Origin of the sequence: Sporofaciens musculi (genome assembly GCF_009830285.1) — a bacterium.
GTDB classification, from domain to species: domain Bacteria; phylum Bacillota; class Clostridia; order Lachnospirales; family Lachnospiraceae; genus Sporofaciens; species Sporofaciens musculi.
Genome location: NZ_WUQX01000001.1, coordinates 4,749,318 through 4,764,487 on the forward strand (window position 1 = coordinate 4,749,318; position 15,170 = coordinate 4,764,487).

The window sequence follows — 15,170 nt, forward strand, 5'->3', positions numbered from 1 at the left end:
CATTCCTCACCATCCTTGATTTATATTTAATAAATTGTTCCATTTGTATTTTTAGACAAATCTGCACATAAAAACGCTACCAGACTTACTCCGATAGCGTTAAAATAAATATAAACTATATACCAAACATTCTTCTTGTACTTTCTACTTCTTCCACAGTACAGCCAAGATTTTCAGCAATCTGCTTATTTGTTAAATCCGGGTTCTTCTTAACCATCCGGAAAACATCTGCCGATAAAATAATTCCTTCCCGTTTTCCTTCTTGCCTTGCTTCCTGCTGTTTCACTTGGATATCTTCCTCATAACTATACTCCGCAATCAACATATTCTCCACCTCACTTCCCTTTCGCTTCAAATAATCTGACAGTATTCCCTGTTCCATACATTCCCTGATTGCCTTTTTAATGGCGCTTTCTTCATCTGAATATTTTCTTACCGTACTGATAAACTGGCTGTATTCCTTTAGTATCCCGCATTTTCCCAGAAGATCATGCGCTTTATCCGAATTAATGTTGATCACCTTCACCTTTAGCTCTACTGAATTTTCTCCTGCCGGATTCATAAATGCGTCTGACAAAGATAATACCCTCTCTAACGGCTGTTCCTTCTTTCCATTATAAAATGTATAAAACTCCGGGGTTGGTATCTTCACCAATGTTGTCCTATAGCGCGCTTTACTATCGACCAACTGCTCATATGCCCTTCCCACATACTTCAAACAACGCAGACACATGTTCATATTCACAGTGCTTTGATGTTCCCCAAAGACAAGCACCTGCCTTTCCTTTATCTTTATACTACCATACTTCATTTGGGGTTTCAATTATCGGTTTCTAATCTCGTTACGCACATGTTTGTTTCTCCGCCTTCTTGAATTTACGGTTTCTGCATTTGAGATAATCTTTGGTCGATATGTAATTGCTGATTACAACTACCGGTTCCCCACATTCACAGCAGAGAAAATCCCCTTCTCCGGCCGCTATTAAATTTTTACAGAACTCGCAAATAGCCATCCTTTTCCTTTTACCCATGTCCTCTCCCTCCGTTTCTTGTCCCATATTTCCACTCCTCTTGCCTTGTAATCCTCATGACCGATTTCTTCATATATCTGTATAGCATGATACTATACATATCAGATTTTTCTGTAATGGAACATACCAAAAGTTGGAATGTTACTACTCTGGTACTTTTACAAGTATCATTAGAATAATATATAATTGAAATCCTATATTTTTACTGATTTTTGTATTATGATATGGCATAGACATATGGCATCGACTCTAAGAGATTTTAAAATGACGAAGAAGGAATATACTCACAATTTCTAAAAATATCTATTCTTCAATAGCTTATCTTCCCAATCCCTCTATCAAAGTTCCGCTAGAAATCCTATCGTAATATTTAATCCTTCATACTAAAAAATTGTGTCCGATTCGGACACCCTAAACCATACCCAAAGGGCATACCGTAATACATGCCCTTCGGGCTGGTGGACTTCGTCCATTAATGTATAGATAACCCTCATTCAGATTTACACCTTATCTTTTTCTCTGGTTTTGAAACCGCTTCTCCTTCCGTGTCGCATTGTCCCTTACCACTACTTGATGATACTTTTCCAGCATTTGGTCTTTCCTTTTCAAAGCCCTCTCCATACTGCCGCAGGAATATCCCCAGGGAAGCCTTTTCCCTTCATCATCTAACACATAAACATCCTCCCCTTCCCATGTAAAATCATCCAGGTTCCCATTGACGTAAGCACGTTCTTCCATCACAAAATCCGCCAGCAGTTCGGCCATCCTATACATGGCCTTATTATCTTCATATAACGTCTTGAATGTACCGAGGCCATGTTGGCATTTTTCTCTTTTGTTAAAATACTCAATCCATAAGTCCAAATAAATCCCCTCATTGCTTCCATAATTAAGATTGCTTCTCAACTCAAATTCATAAGTTCTGATTGGAACCGGGTTTCCATCCGCAAGGCTGTAATCCAGAATCTCCGGCAGCCTGCCCTTGTCTTTTAAAATATCAAGAATCTTACAGAATAATTCTTTCGTTGTCATAGGCTTTTCCATAATCTGAAATTCTCCCTCTCTATCTTTTCCGGCAGCACATAGACAAAAAGCCAGAACATTCTCTGCCCTAACTCTTTTTTCTAATATCATTCTCCTATTTCACATACATACTGCCGTCGTCAAAGACTCTGTAGGTAATCACATCCCCACCCATACTGCCTGTCACTTCCACAAATTCTGACGTCTCATAGCAATCCATGACATAATCCAGACTTTCTAATGCCCTATCCTGTACCTGATTCATCCTTTCTTTACTTCTCACTATCTTTTCTACCTCCAATACTAAATTTAAAATAGAATGATAAAGTTACTACGATAAGCACAAAATACTGGACATCCCAGTCCAGCCCTTTTATTGATATCATTAGAATAATATGCAATTAAAGTCCCCAACCATAACAATTACAATATGCCGCATAAAGCAAGGAATATCCCGTCAATCGAGATATTCCCAATCATTACAATTATGCATTACCCTACCTTCTCTTTAGTATCGGCTATTTCCCAAACCATTTACTTGAGATTTTCCTCTTTACAATAGGCTTTACATACTCTATGATATCTTCGATAGGATAATAAGCCTTGTATTCACCATTCGTATACGCAACTGTGTTAATCGCCATATGGATATGTATATTTTGCGTATCATCATGTACGGCAAACATGACCTGCCTGTCATATCCCCAATATGCCGCTATCTCATACCCCATTTCCATTACTTCATCAACCGTAAAGCCCAGGCTTTTTTCAAAGGATATAAAAATGTGGAATACCTGCTTTCCTTCTTCTTTATGGTATATCCGCTTTACAGCCAAAAACTGGTTTACCATATCTTCCACATACAGCGGAAATACTCCCATGCCTCCTACCTGTTCAGGCTTATCCAGCCTACAGATATAGTCAATTACCCTACTTACCGCATCTTCATTTTTATAATTACCTTTGGGAATCCCTATTTCAAATGCTGCCATACCAAGCGTGCCTCCTGATTCAAAAAATCTTTATCTTCTTGTGCAATATCATATTTATTAAGAATCTTGTTTAATGATGTCGAATAATTGCACAGTTGTACTAATAACTCTGTATTTTGAATATTATTTTCTAATTTTTTCCTGATATGCTCACTGATACTTATATGATTATTGTTTGCTTCACTGTTAAGTCTGTTGTACTCATCTTCTGTTAATCTGACTGTCACTTTTTTTCCCTTTGGTCCTGTCCCTCTGGCCATTGTTCTGTTTCCTCCTTCGTTATCTGACATCTTTGACCAGGTAACGGACTGTCAGACATTTTTGTCTGTTGTTGTCCGTTACCGTGGTAACCCTTTATTTAATTGTTATCTCTCTTATTCTTTTTTATTTCTGATTAAAATAATATTCCCATTCTTAAACTTTCCCTAACTACGTTGAACTTTCCCTGACTACAATGAAATATCGACTCTACACATCATCAATTCAAAACTATAAAAATAGTCCATTGGAACATCATAATAAAATATCTAATCAAGAAGGAGACTTTAACAATGACAGGTATCTTAAAACCATATTTCTCTACAGATAATGAAGCAGAACCGGCATTAATGACCGTTAATGAACTGGCAGAATATTTAGGCATAGGGAAGAACAGAGCCTATGAACTCTTGAATACCGGGGCTATCAAAGGTTTCCGGATTGGCTCAATCTGGAAAATAAGCAAGGTTGCCGTAGAGCAGTTTATTTATGAACAGTCTGGACTTATTTAATGACAAGGTATTAGTCAATAAAAATAATCTGACATACCTTTATATACCCAATCAAATTGAATCATGACCACCCGTCAAACGGGTGGTTTGCTCTGCGGCTATAAGCCGCTGTTACCGGCCAGCGCCTAAAGACGCTGGCTTTCACTTCGTTCAAGCCACTACGCCCTTGACTCGTCGCCGCCCTTCAAAGGGCGTTCGTAATACCGGCTACCCCTTGAAGGGGTCCTCGTATTCCTTCACGCTCAACTTGTCCTGCATAACGTCACTTTTCTCCTGATCCTGAATATACTTCTTTATTGTTGCCTCGTTCAGACCTACTGTGCTGACATAATATCCCTCCGCCCAGAAATGCCGGTTCCCGTATTTGTACTTCAGGTTTGCGTGTTTGTCAAATATCATCAGAGCACTTTTCCCTTTCAGATATCCCATAAAGCTTGACACGCTGTACTTGGGTGGTATACTTACCAGCATGTGGATATGGTCGGGCATCAGATGTCCTTCGATAATCTCCACTCCCTTATATCCGCAGAGCTGTTTTATAATGTCACGTATACTTTCTTTGTATTGATTATAAATCGCTTTTCGTCTATACTTGGGAGTAAAGACAATATGGTACTTGCACATCCATTTCGTATGTGCCATGCTATTCGTCTTGTTAGCCATAAAAATCACCTTTCCTTTCGTTATGTAGTAGCTTGAACAACTCTATCATAACGGAAAGGTGATTTTTGTGCTATAAGCACTTGCTACACCACCCGCATAGCAGGTGGTTTTTTGTTTCGCACGCCTCCGTTTTTCGGAACACGAAAAACTCCGCCGCACTCAACCGGCTAAAGCCGATAATCAAAAATCCTCAGAGACATACCGCCTCTGAGGATTCCTTTTACATAACTCTACATTTTTCTTCATATTTTTGTCTCTAAATGGTACACTTTTTATTATATTTATCTGCTAACTTTTCTGCTTTCTTCTGTGAAAATCGAGAATTCTTCATAAACATATATAAACATCCAATTCCCATCTTCATGCATAGACAAACTGATATTACTCCATATAAATCATATGGTAATACTTGATATATCTTACCTTTACCATTATATAAAGCCTTTACGTTCCATATTGTCATTCAAAACTCCTTTAACACATCTATATTTCTAAAATATATCATATTTCTTCCCTCCCAAATCGAACCTCGCAATCCTTCCGGAAAAATGATATCCCATAACAGTCAATCTTTCGATATCCTTCTGCACGCAGTTCTTCCATATATCTTTTGTCATATATTTGCTGCAATGCCTTTTCCGCATCCTTTTCCAAATCATCTATCGAATCCGAAACCTTCACTTCCACAATAAACGACCTTCCCCGTAGCGATGGGCTTTTCACCATAATGTCAGAACGCCCATTTCCGGTTTCACGGTTAGACTTCACCAGATAATTCTCGCTCTGGCTCAATATCCCTGTCAGAAAACCATGATAGAAGTTTTCTGCACTGTCATAAAAACTAATCGTCCGAATAAGCTGGCCGTTTAATATATCCGTCATCCTCTGGGCATTTCCCTCCTCCATTGCTCGGTACAAATCATGAAAATCCTCTTTCTTTATAGCGGCTTTCATCCAATTCAGAATCGTATTCTGATAAATCGTTTTTACTTCTATATTCGGTATACGCGCCCGTAAAAAGATAGAAGATTCTTTAAAATACTCACTCTCTTTTGTAAGATACCCTGTAAAATAAAGAAAATTCCATAAGTTCTCACCATTACTGTGCATATCCCCATAGGTAACTTCTTCATGAACCTGAATATCTAAAATGCCGCCAACTAAAAGTGTTTCTATCTGTCCTTTCGTTTCCCTGTCTGCCCTGGCTATCAAATCCTTTATAATGTCATTGGAACTGGTGTTAATCCAATATGGGTGCGGATATGCTTCTACATCTGAATATAAATCATATAAAAATTTAATCACACTCCAAGGGTTATAAACTTCCGTATCTCCAAACAAATACCCGTCATACCATTCTTTCATTGTCGAAAAACGACTTTCCACTTCATAGTAAGACATCATCTGAAGAACTTCTTGCTCTGTAAAGCCAAAATGCTCACTGTATTTTTTATCAAGCACCGATATAATATTGAGATGATTCAATCCGGTAAATATGCTCTCCTTTGAAATCCTCAGACACCCCGTAATAACCGCAAATTGTAGATACTGGTTCGTCTTTAGCGCCGCTTCAAACAATGAACGGATAAATCCAACCATCTTTTCATAAAAACCTCTAAAATATGCATTTTCTAAAGGCACATCATACTCATCAATTAAAATAACTGTATTCTTTCCTGTAATCTTATACATACATTGGCAGAAAAGCTGTAGCGAATTTCTTACAATTTTATCCTCTGCCTCTCCTTCCGCAATAGCGGTATACTGTTTATATTCTTTGAACGAAAGCATTTCTTTCTTGCTTTCTACAATACCTCTGTGCCGTTCAAATTCCATGCTGACTGCATTTTGTATCATGTAATAAGCAGTATCGTAATCTTCCTGCTTTGCTGACTTCAATGTCAGTTCAAGCACAGGATACAAACCCATATGATTTGTATAGTTTTCTCCTGCTTCTATAATCTTCATTCCCTGAAACAGACTTTTATTCTGCTCATTTCTTTTTTCATGCCCGGTATCTTCAAAAAAATATCGAAGCATACTTAGGTTCAATGTCTTTCCAAATCTTCTTGGACGCGTAAACAAATTTACTTTCCCCTTTAAGTCCAGTAATTCTTTTATAAACATTGTCTTATCTACATAGTAATATTCTGATTTTACTATATCTTCAAAATTTTCAACACCAACAGGTAATGCCTTCTTCATCACTATCGCCCCCATCTGATACTATTTTTCATATTATAACCTATCCCTTTACATTTCACAATCCGTTTCATTGAACAGCAACAAAGCCAGCTCTAAGAATACCTTCCGTATTCTCAGAGCTGGCTCATGATATCTATTTGATTCTCCATATCAACCGTTCTATTTTGTTACTACCGTATGTATGGTACTCTTACTTACTCCAAACGCCTTCGCTGTCTGCCTCACCGTTGCCTTATTCTCAATGATATAATATGCAATCTCTACTGCCCTTTCCTCGATATAATCCTTCATTTATGAACCCCTGCACTCATTGTTTTTACAATGTATGCAGAGGTACTTTTTCATATTCCTTTTTTCACTAAACCAGCTCAAACATCGATAACATATTAAAAAGCAACTTTCAAATTATACAACCATTAAAAGCGGTTTTATTTCTTCATCCAGAAGTTTTCTTAACTCCGCCATCATTTTTGTATAATATTTAAACTTTGGAAGTGCTTTTTCCTGAAATGATTTATAGCTTGTATAATCCACAGTCATTTTAATTGCGCTTTCGTTTGGAATTTCTCCGTTTTGATAATGTGTTGCCGCATACATCACATCATCCTTAGATGCATACCAGGTAATACAAAAATCAGAAATCACACGCTCGATGCAATCCTGTTTCATATTTTCCACAATATGAAGAATGGACTGTCCCCTGTATTTTGTATCATCCAATTCAATTTCTGCAATCAGATTCGACATAATATCTGCAACTTTTGGATTCTCTTTTCGCAAATCCCCTACATATTGTTTCACTTCATCCATTTTTTTCTGACGTTCTTTTGGCGTAACTTCTTCCATTTCATCATAAGGTGTAACGATATTCTGAATTAGGTGAATAATATACTCATAATCAATCTTTGTATTGCTGTATGCCATCAGCTCGTAGTCTTGATCAATTTCTATATCATCTCCGCCATCTTTCCCATCCAAACCATCAGGTTCCTCTCCCTTTGCATCTTTGATTTCCTGTACTACATTTTTATAATGTCCCACATAGTCATCATATTCTTCTTCAGAAACTCCATATTCTTCTAACATGCTGTCATCATATACAGTAAACGACTTTAACTGTGCAAACAAAGAGTCAAACTCCTGAAACATTTTTGCAAATATTTTCTTCTCATTCAAAGACAGGGTTGGAATTACTTCCGGTTTTTCAGCAGAGACGCGAAGTGCTGCAAGCGCTTTCCTGAAAGCGGGTTCCACTTCATTCCATTCTGCCATAAGCGCCTCTTTTGTTCCGCCGGCAGAATATAATTTAACTGCATTATCAACCGCTTCCTTAAAAAGAACTGGGGCCTGAAATGTAACGATTTGTCCATAGATTTTATTCTTATCAAAAATTCGATTTGTTCTTGAAAAGGCCTGAATCAGGTCATGGGGTCCCATCGGCTGTCTGTCCATAAAAATCGTAGACATACACGGAGCATCGAATCCTGTCAGTAAGCGATCTACCACAATCACTAAATCCAACTGTTCATTTCTGCTTTTATATTTGGAATCTTTTCTTGCAAGACGCTTATTTAAGTTTCCGTTATATCCCTGTATCTGAGACAATTCATATTTCGTGCCAAACATTCCATTATAGTCATCCAGAGAGTTTTGCATTTTCTCCTGATTAACCTGAGAACCTTCCTCATTTTCTGTTACAGAATAGGTAATTGCAAACTTCGGGAAATCCGGCAGGACCTGTTTGATTCGCTCATCAATTGTAAGAGATGTTTTTCCATTTTTTACCCTCGTCAATAATTCGTAATACTGCTGTGCTCTCTGAATCGAACTTGTGGTAAGCAATCCCTCGTAAGTCTGTCCTTTTCCATTTTGAAAACCAAGTTTGTGATAAGACTTATTCAAAATGATATCCAATACTTTTAACATATGTGTTTCGCTGTCATATACACTGCTGTCTGTTTCATCTTCTACATCTTTCGGTCCATTATGCTCTACCTGAAATCCCAGCACTGCCTTATCATGAATTGCATTTTGAATCGTATATTTGTGCAGACGTTCCCCATACAAATCTTCTGTCGTTCTTGGAAGGTCTCCCTTTTGCGGATATGGATTCTCTGCAAATCTTGGTGTACCCGTAAATCCATACCATAAAGACCGGTTAAAAAACCGCTCCAACTCTCTTTTTGTTCCCGGGCTAACCGCACGGTGGCACTCATCCACAACAAATGCAATTCTAAGATTCTTAATTTTTCGATATTCTGGTGTATCCTCTTTTAATTTCTTTGTGATTAGAATATGTAGTTTCTGAATGGTAGTTACAATCACCTGTCTGTCATCAGATTTTAATTTTTTCTTTAAATCATTTACATTATCCGTTTCATCTACATCTACCAAATCATTATTTGCATAAGCCTGAAATGCCATGGTCGTCTGTGTGTCCAAATCTTTGCGGTCTATCAGGAAAATCGCTTTGTCAATGGACGGAATATCCATCAGCAGATTTCTGGTTGCTTTATAAGATGTCAATGTTTTCCCAGAGCCTGTCGTATGCCATACGTATCCTGATTTTCCCTGTTTAGATGCTTCTCTAATTGCCTCGATTGCATGAATCTGATATGGGCGCAGCAATATTAAACGCTTTGCATCTTCGTCTAATACTGTATATCTCGAAATCATCTCATGTGCCTCTGGAATACGGAGTACACTCTTAGCAAAATCAAGATAATCCGAAACCGGATGATTCTCACGATCCAGCCATCCACTAATAAACTTGGAATTTAATTCTGTATCACCAGCGGCTGAAAAATATTTTGTGTCCACACCATTGCTGATTACAAACATCTGCACCGCTGAAAAAATTCCGGTAAATTTACCTTCTCCAATATATTTTTTAATCTGCCAGAACCCATCCATATATGAGTGCTGCTTATTTTTCAATTCTATATGAATCATTGGAAGACCATTGATCATCAATGTCACATCGAATCGTCTATCCCTTCTCGGAATTGCTTTGTCATCATCTGACTTCAATGTGCTATATTGATTGATTACTTCATAAACACTACTTCCGCCGGCAATATGTTCATGGTTCATTACTACAAGATGCAACCGCTCAGTATCACGCTGTACATGAACCTGAACCTTTCCATTTTCTCCAACCAGCCATTCCCCCGCTTTATAAAATGATGAAAACTGCAACTGGTTTTTTACCTGTTCAAATTCTGCATCAGATAAATTTTCTCCATTTAAACGTTCTTTATTATTTTGCTCCAAAATATATCTGAAATTTCCCCATAAATCTTCTTCTGTTTTCAAATCTTCTCTATATATCCATTGAGAATCTCCATAAACCAACTTCTCAATCAATTTTTGCTCTATTATCGCCTCTAATTCTGGCATAATATTTTCCTCCTTTGTTTCAATTAGTGAAATTTCATATGATATACTCCTATATCTCTGCCTGAATAATATGCCCAAAATTCATCTCGTCTTTGAAAAGATCATATATATATTCTGAACTTTCCAAATACAAACCTGTTTCCTTATCTTGCAACTTTTCAAATACTTCCGAATTATAAAATTTATTCATTGCTTCATCGTATTCAATATTCTGATCTGTGGCAAGCATATCAACAATATCCTGAACTATATATTCTATTATTTGGTCTTGTTTACTCATACTAATCATCCGCCTTTCGCAAAAGCCTAATACCCTTTTCCGTATGAAAAGAATATTGTGAAGATGTTTTCTTATATATCAAACCTTTCAGTAATGTCTCAAAATCAATAATTTCATTTTCATATTGACGAAATAGTAATGCCATATTATCATCTGCGACAGGACCGATAACAATATCGTATTTATTATCTTTGTTACACAGAATGTTCGTTTCATCTGTAAATGTTCTATTCCTATTATTCATTACAAATTTTGCCCATTCTTCTGTTGTTTGTATTCCAAAATCCTTAATTTTAATATCTGACATTTTTCTGAAGTCATCTTGTATTTCAAAAGTATTTACGACTGGAGAACCTCCATAAATTCTAGACACTCTTTTCGCCATCTGTTTTGCTTGTTCTTCTATATCTGTTAAATAAAAGGCCTTTCCAAAATCTTTATAAGGTCTACACATTGCTAAATTAATACTTTCTATCACAACATTACTTCCATGGTATAATCTCATAGCACACCTCCGTTTTTACGGCATAACATTTCCAAATCTTCCACTATTGTTCCAAAATCTAATGTGTGCTCCACTTCATAATTTTCTTTTATAAAAGCAATGCCTTTAAATTGAAAAAGATAACGGAATGATTCTTGTATACTGAGATTATGCTGTTGAGCAAATTCATTTACACATGCAACGGTAAATCCAATCTTTTTTCTCTGTTCACTCATTCAAAACCTCCCGCTTTTCTATTCTTTTTACTATTCGCATCCATTTAACATATACCGAAACACATCGTAAGCCATACCATTTTTTATATCATCACTCTGCGTATAATTTATTCTTTTGCCAGTCTGATTCTTCTTCAAAATCTTGTCGATTATTTAAACAAACATATTTTGCAACATATATTTCTTGATTTTCACTAATTCATCACACTTACGCTGGTGAAGGGTGATGAGGTAGTCGAGGTTTGTTAAATAATCTGAAATTTTCTTTTGTTCACCCATACTTGAAATACAAATAACCTCATCATGAACATCATTTCGATTGAGAGTAGGTACCCCACTCCCAGTGCTAAAGCGCGACAAATCCAAACACTGATACATATAATAGATAAACTTTTGATTGTTACCATTAAAGTCTGTAACCCACAATGTTGTATTGTGAGGCCAGTAGTCATCCTCTATATAGTGTAATTTCCCAATCGTACCAGAACGCCCAGTTACAATTCCCGGTCCTTTCACTTTATATTGTGAATGATATCCACCAATACCATTTGACATTACAACCGGATAAACGCCTTCTTCCATCTGGCTTGTCGGAAGATCAAATCCTCTTTGCAAGGGAGCAATGTTTTTAACCTTACGCTGTTCCCAATCTTCTGTAAATCCTTCAAAGCGAATTTCTGGAACTTTCATCCCATTTTGTGGAAACATTTTTTGAAGCATATATTTTTTTAATTTTTTAGCCTCATCATACTTACGCTGGTGAAGGGTGATAAGGTGGTCGAGGACGGAGAAGAACCGCGCAATAGCCATTTGCTCCTCATATTTTGGAAAGCTCACAATACCTTTGAGCGCATTTTCGGCCGACACCTTCATGTCGTTTTTTGCACCTTTGTTCACCAGAGGATGGAGGTAATTATTTACTCTGGCATTTTGTTCAAAATAGCACTGGATGAAGTCAGAAAACACATTAGCCTTTCCGTGATAAACCGCATATAAAGTAGAAACAATACCTGGTTTCCCTTTGTTTGTCTTGATAATTCCATAGGGATTTGTTTTGAGAGGCGACTTGGTATAAACTACATCGCCAGTTCCAACGACCCCATAATTTAATACAGAAGCTCCGGCGAAAGACCGCCCCTGAAATTCAATCTGATTCACAATACCTAATTCGCCGGAAACAGACAAAACATCGTCTCGTGTAAACGTACCATCAAAGTTCTTTTCACCAGAGACTTCCAGGAACTCCCCCAGCTTACACTGTTCCCAATCTTCTGTAAACCCTTTAAAGCGAATTTTGGGTTTTCCCATATTTATCACCCCTCAATCATTTCAACAAGACGGTTTATGGATAACATAATATCCTGATCAGAAGATGTTAAATCCTTTAAGCAAGATAACACTTCATTCTGTGCCTTTTTTATCTCATCATCCGTCTGTTTCATTTCTGTCAAAAGTTCATTTAAATTAATCTCTTCTTCTTTTTCAAAATTATCCACATATCTTGGAATATTAAGGTTGAAATCGTTCTTCTCAATATCTTCAAAGCTGGCAAGATAAGACTCTTTGTCTATTGTTTCTCGTTTGTGATACAAATCTACAATGGCATCTATATGCTCGTCCGTCATTGTATTTTGTTTTTTACCCTTTTTAAATTTTTTTGAAGCGTCTATAAACAAGACATCTCTTCCATCTCTGTGTTTCTTTAAAACAACGATACAAGTTGGAATTGATGTATTATAAAATAAATTTGCCGGTAATCCAATTATTGCATAAATATTTCCAGAACGTAATAATTTTTCTCGAATTTTTCCTTCTGCCACTCCTCTGAATAACACACCATGCGGTAATACAATTGCCATTGTTCCATTATTTTTCAGATGATACAGACCATGTAACAGGAAAGCATAATCAGCTTTTGACTTCGGCGCCAGAACTCCATAATCGCTAAAACGTTCATCTTGCAGAAAACCAGCGGCTGCACTCCATTTTGCTGAATATGGCGGATTCATCAATACCATATTAAAATCAGTTTCTTCTTCCGTTGGCCAATCACCGTCTAAAGTATCACCATTTCTCAGTCTTTGATTTTCCGGTGCAATACCATGCAAAAACATGTTCATGCGTGCCAGGTTATATGTAGATGTCATCAATTCTTGTCCGTAATATTTAATATAAATTGGCTCTAGTGCATATTTTTTAGCATTCAATAAAAGAGAACCCGAACCCATACACGGATCATAAACGGACAAACCTTTTTTGCTCTCCTGTCCGGAAATAGCAATTCTGGTTAATATTTTGGAAACAGCCTGCGGTGTGTAGAATTCACCAGCTTTTTTTCCAGTTTCGGACGCAAATTGGCCAATCAAATACTCATAAGCATTTCCTAAAACATCTGTATCTGTATTCAATAAATCTGCTTTATCAATTTCTTTTAACAGACTGGCAATTGTGTCACTTTGCTTTTGATCACCCGTTCCCAAGCGATTGGAATACAAATCAATGTCTGTAAATAAATCCGCAAATAATGGATCACTTTGTTCGATATTATTAAATGCCTTCTGTAATTGTTCACGGTTAAAAAAATTATTTCGCGCTGCCTCCGCAAAATTTGTGTAAGTTAATTCTGGCTCAATTACATAATGGCAAGATGATTTTATTTCGTCTTTCAATTCTTCTGCACTTTCATCTTTCAAAGCATCAATAAATACATTCAAAGCAATTTTTAATGTTTCTGGTTTTTCATCATAAATCAAATCATAGACCTTTATTAAAAAAGAATCTGATAAATACTTATAAAAAACAATCCCTAAAAGATAGTCTTTATATTCATTTGCATCCATCTTTGAACGTAATATATCTGCTCCGCTCCATAATACACTAATCAAATCTTTACTGTTTTCCTGCTCCGCCATTCGATTATCCTCCATACTATGTCTGCTATTTTGTTCTAATCTTGTCTTTTCCCAAACCGCACCTCGCAATCCTTTCGGAAAAATGATATCCCATAACAATCAATCTTACGATATCCTTCCGCACGCAGTTCTTCCATATATCTTTTATCATATATTTGCTGCAACGCCTTTTCTGCATCATTTTCCAAATCAGCGATTGAACCAGATACTTTCAATTCTAAAACGAATGATCTTCCTCTAAGAGACGGGCTTTTCACCAGAATATCAGAACGACCATTTCCCATTTCACGATTCGATTTCACCAGATAATTCTCACTCTGGCTCAGGATTCCTGTCAAAAAACCGTGATAGAAGTTTTCTGCACTATCATAAAAACTAATGGTTTTGAAAAGCTGACCGTTTAATATATCCGACATCCTCTGAGCGTTACCATCCTCCATTGCACGATACAAATCATGAAAATCTTCTTTCTTTATAACAGCTTTCATCCAATTCAGAATCGTATTCTGATAAATTGTTTTTACTTCTATATTAGGTATACGCGCTCGTAAAAAGATAGAAGATTCCTTAAAATATTCACTCTCTTTTGTAAGATACCCTGTAAAATAGAGAAAATTCCACAAGTTCTCTCCGTTACTATACATATCCTCATAGGTAACTTCTTCATGAACTTGGATGTCTAAAGTTCCTCCCTCTAAGAGCCTTTCAATCTGCCCTTTTGTTTCACGGTCAGCTCTGACTATCAACTCTTTTATAATGTCGTTAGAACTGGTATTAATCCAATACGGATGTGGAAATGCTCCTACATCTGAATATAGATCATATAAAAACTTAATCACGCTCCATGGGTTATAAACTTCCATATCACCAAATAAATATCCATCATACCATTCTTTCATTGTCGAAAAACGGCTTTCCACTTCATAATAAGACATCATCCGGTAAACTTCTTCCTCCGTAAACCCAAAATGCTCACTATATTTTTTATCAAGTATAGAAATAATATTAAGATGATTCAAGCCGGTAAATATACTCTCCTTTGAAATCCGCAGACACCCTGTTATAACGGCAAACTGGAGATACTGGTTTGTCTTTAACGCAGACTCAAACAATGAGCGGATAAAATTTACCATTTCTTCATAGAATCCTCGAAAATAAGCGCTCTCAAGCGGCAC

General features: G+C 36.7%; 16 protein-coding genes and 1 pseudogene. 1 reads left to right on the plus strand and 16 read right to left on the minus strand.

All coding sequences use genetic code 11. The features are described 5' to 3' along the window. Positions 1 to 115 precede the first annotated feature (115 nt). From GN277_RS24025 to GN277_RS24050, 6 genes are all read right to left on the minus strand, one after another. Positions 116 to 811, minus strand: a complete 696-nt coding sequence (locus tag GN277_RS24025) for an RpnC/YadD family protein (RefSeq protein WP_159754767.1) — start codon at positions 809 to 811, stop codon at positions 116 to 118. Between the two features lie 31 nt (positions 812 to 842). Beyond that, positions 843 to 1,058 (minus strand): hypothetical protein, encoded by a 216-nt coding sequence (locus GN277_RS24030; protein WP_159754769.1) that lies wholly within the window; start codon positions 1,056 to 1,058, stop codon positions 843 to 845. Positions 1,059 to 1,538: 480 nt separating this feature from the next. Further along, positions 1,539 to 2,165 (minus strand): hypothetical protein, encoded by a 627-nt coding sequence (locus tag GN277_RS24035; RefSeq protein ID WP_244324882.1) that lies wholly within the window; start codon positions 2,163 to 2,165, stop codon positions 1,539 to 1,541. A gap of 4 nt (positions 2,166 to 2,169) precedes the next feature. After that, positions 2,170 to 2,337 carry a hypothetical protein gene (locus GN277_RS24040; RefSeq protein WP_159754771.1) on the minus strand — a complete coding sequence of 56 codons (168 nt, stop codon included), beginning with the start codon at positions 2,335 to 2,337 and terminating at the stop codon, positions 2,170 to 2,172. A 235-nt stretch (positions 2,338 to 2,572) separates the two neighbouring features. Next, the gene (locus GN277_RS24045; protein ID WP_159754773.1) at positions 2,573 to 3,046 is read right to left on the minus strand and encodes a relaxase/mobilization nuclease domain-containing protein; all 474 of its coding nucleotides are present in this window, start codon (positions 3,044 to 3,046) and stop codon (positions 2,573 to 2,575) included. Next, complete coding sequence (locus GN277_RS24050) at positions 3,028 to 3,336, minus strand: plasmid mobilization protein (protein ID WP_159754775.1); 309 nt, start codon at positions 3,334 to 3,336, stop codon at positions 3,028 to 3,030. The genes GN277_RS24045 and GN277_RS24050 overlap by 19 nt, the downstream gene beginning before the upstream one ends. A gap of 261 nt (positions 3,337 to 3,597) precedes the next feature. Here GN277_RS24050 and GN277_RS24055 point away from each other — a divergent pair, with 261 nt between their 5' ends. Beyond that, the gene (locus GN277_RS24055; RefSeq protein WP_159754777.1) at positions 3,598 to 3,816 is read left to right on the plus strand and encodes a helix-turn-helix domain-containing protein; all 219 of its coding nucleotides are present in this window, start codon (positions 3,598 to 3,600) and stop codon (positions 3,814 to 3,816) included. A 207-nt stretch (positions 3,817 to 4,023) separates the two neighbouring features. On the opposite strand, the gene tnpA is transcribed toward GN277_RS24055, so the two are convergent. The 10 genes and pseudogenes from tnpA to GN277_RS31860 all read right to left on the minus strand — a co-directional run bounded on the left by tnpA (position 4,024) and on the right by GN277_RS31860 (position 15,170). After that, a complete protein-coding gene (gene tnpA, locus GN277_RS24060) occupies positions 4,024 to 4,479 on the minus strand; it encodes an IS200/IS605 family transposase (protein WP_159751301.1) in 456 nt (151 codons plus the stop codon). Between the two features lie 501 nt (positions 4,480 to 4,980). Continuing rightward, entirely contained in the window at positions 4,981 to 6,684 is a 1,704-nt protein-coding gene (locus tag GN277_RS24065) for an AAA family ATPase (protein WP_159754779.1), read from the minus strand. Positions 6,685 to 6,846: 162 nt separating this feature from the next. Then, positions 6,847 to 6,975, minus strand: a pseudogene (locus tag GN277_RS24070) (sporulation transcriptional regulator SpoIIID); the annotation flags it as partial. Positions 6,976 to 7,089: 114 nt separating this feature from the next. Beyond that, positions 7,090 to 10,083, minus strand: a complete 2,994-nt coding sequence (locus tag GN277_RS24075; protein ID WP_159754782.1) for a type I restriction endonuclease subunit R, EcoR124 family — start codon at positions 10,081 to 10,083, stop codon at positions 7,090 to 7,092. A 49-nt stretch (positions 10,084 to 10,132) separates the two neighbouring features. Next, positions 10,133 to 10,363 carry a hypothetical protein gene (locus GN277_RS24080; protein WP_159754785.1) on the minus strand — a complete coding sequence of 77 codons (231 nt, stop codon included), beginning with the start codon at positions 10,361 to 10,363 and terminating at the stop codon, positions 10,133 to 10,135. 1 nt (position 10,364) lies between these two features. Continuing rightward, entirely contained in the window at positions 10,365 to 10,868 is a 504-nt protein-coding gene (locus GN277_RS24085; RefSeq protein WP_159754788.1) for a DUF3990 domain-containing protein, read from the minus strand. Next, on the minus strand, positions 10,865 to 11,083 hold the full coding sequence (locus tag GN277_RS24090; protein WP_159754791.1) for a DUF3791 domain-containing protein: 219 nt from the start codon (positions 11,081 to 11,083) through the stop codon (positions 10,865 to 10,867). The genes GN277_RS24085 and GN277_RS24090 overlap by 4 nt, the downstream gene beginning before the upstream one ends. A 153-nt stretch (positions 11,084 to 11,236) precedes the next feature. Further along, positions 11,237 to 12,391, minus strand: a complete 1,155-nt coding sequence (locus tag GN277_RS24095; protein ID WP_159754794.1) for a restriction endonuclease subunit S — start codon at positions 12,389 to 12,391, stop codon at positions 11,237 to 11,239. A 5-nt stretch (positions 12,392 to 12,396) separates the two neighbouring features. Continuing rightward, on the minus strand, positions 12,397 to 13,995 hold the full coding sequence (locus GN277_RS24100; protein WP_159754797.1) for a type I restriction-modification system subunit M: 1,599 nt from the start codon (positions 13,993 to 13,995) through the stop codon (positions 12,397 to 12,399). Positions 13,996 to 14,030: 35 nt separating this feature from the next. After that, positions 14,031 to 15,170, minus strand: coding sequence for a PD-(D/E)XK nuclease domain-containing protein (locus GN277_RS31860; RefSeq protein WP_456300596.1), 1,140 nt, complete (start codon positions 15,168 to 15,170; stop codon positions 14,031 to 14,033).

What these genes read in the sequence shown, in the direction of transcription:
- GN277_RS24055 (WP_159754777.1), top strand. Translation starts at nt 3,598, where the DNA reads ATGACAGGTATCTTAAAACCATATTTCTCTACAGATAATGAAGCAGAA.
- GN277_RS24090 (WP_159754791.1), bottom strand. Translation starts at nt 11,083, where the DNA reads ATGAGTGAACAGAGAAAAAAGATTGGATTTACCGTTGCATGTGTAAAT.
- GN277_RS24095 (WP_159754794.1), bottom strand. Translation starts at nt 12,391, where the DNA reads ATGGGAAAACCCAAAATTCGCTTTAAAGGGTTTACAGAAGATTGGGAA.
- GN277_RS24075 (WP_159754782.1), bottom strand. Translation starts at nt 10,083, where the DNA reads ATGCCAGAATTAGAGGCGATAATAGAGCAAAAATTGATTGAGAAGTTG.
- GN277_RS24035 (WP_244324882.1), bottom strand. Translation starts at nt 2,165, where the DNA reads ATGATATTAGAAAAAAGAGTTAGGGCAGAGAATGTTCTGGCTTTTTGT.
- GN277_RS24100 (WP_159754797.1), bottom strand. Translation starts at nt 13,995, where the DNA reads ATGGCGGAGCAGGAAAACAGTAAAGATTTGATTAGTGTATTATGGAGC.
- GN277_RS24045 (WP_159754773.1), bottom strand. Translation starts at nt 3,046, where the DNA reads ATGGCAGCATTTGAAATAGGGATTCCCAAAGGTAATTATAAAAATGAA.
- GN277_RS24080 (WP_159754785.1), bottom strand. Translation starts at nt 10,363, where the DNA reads ATGAGTAAACAAGACCAAATAATAGAATATATAGTTCAGGATATTGTT.
- GN277_RS24085 (WP_159754788.1), bottom strand. Translation starts at nt 10,868, where the DNA reads ATGAGATTATACCATGGAAGTAATGTTGTGATAGAAAGTATTAATTTA.
- GN277_RS24025 (WP_159754767.1), bottom strand. Translation starts at nt 811, where the DNA reads ATGAAGTATGGTAGTATAAAGATAAAGGAAAGGCAGGTGCTTGTCTTT.
- GN277_RS24050 (WP_159754775.1), bottom strand. Translation starts at nt 3,336, where the DNA reads ATGTCAGATAACGAAGGAGGAAACAGAACAATGGCCAGAGGGACAGGA.
- tnpA (WP_159751301.1), bottom strand. Translation starts at nt 4,479, where the DNA reads ATGGCTAACAAGACGAATAGCATGGCACATACGAAATGGATGTGCAAG.
- GN277_RS24030 (WP_159754769.1), bottom strand. Translation starts at nt 1,058, where the DNA reads ATGGGACAAGAAACGGAGGGAGAGGACATGGGTAAAAGGAAAAGGATG.
- GN277_RS24065 (WP_159754779.1), bottom strand. Translation starts at nt 6,684, where the DNA reads ATGAAGAAGGCATTACCTGTTGGTGTTGAAAATTTTGAAGATATAGTA.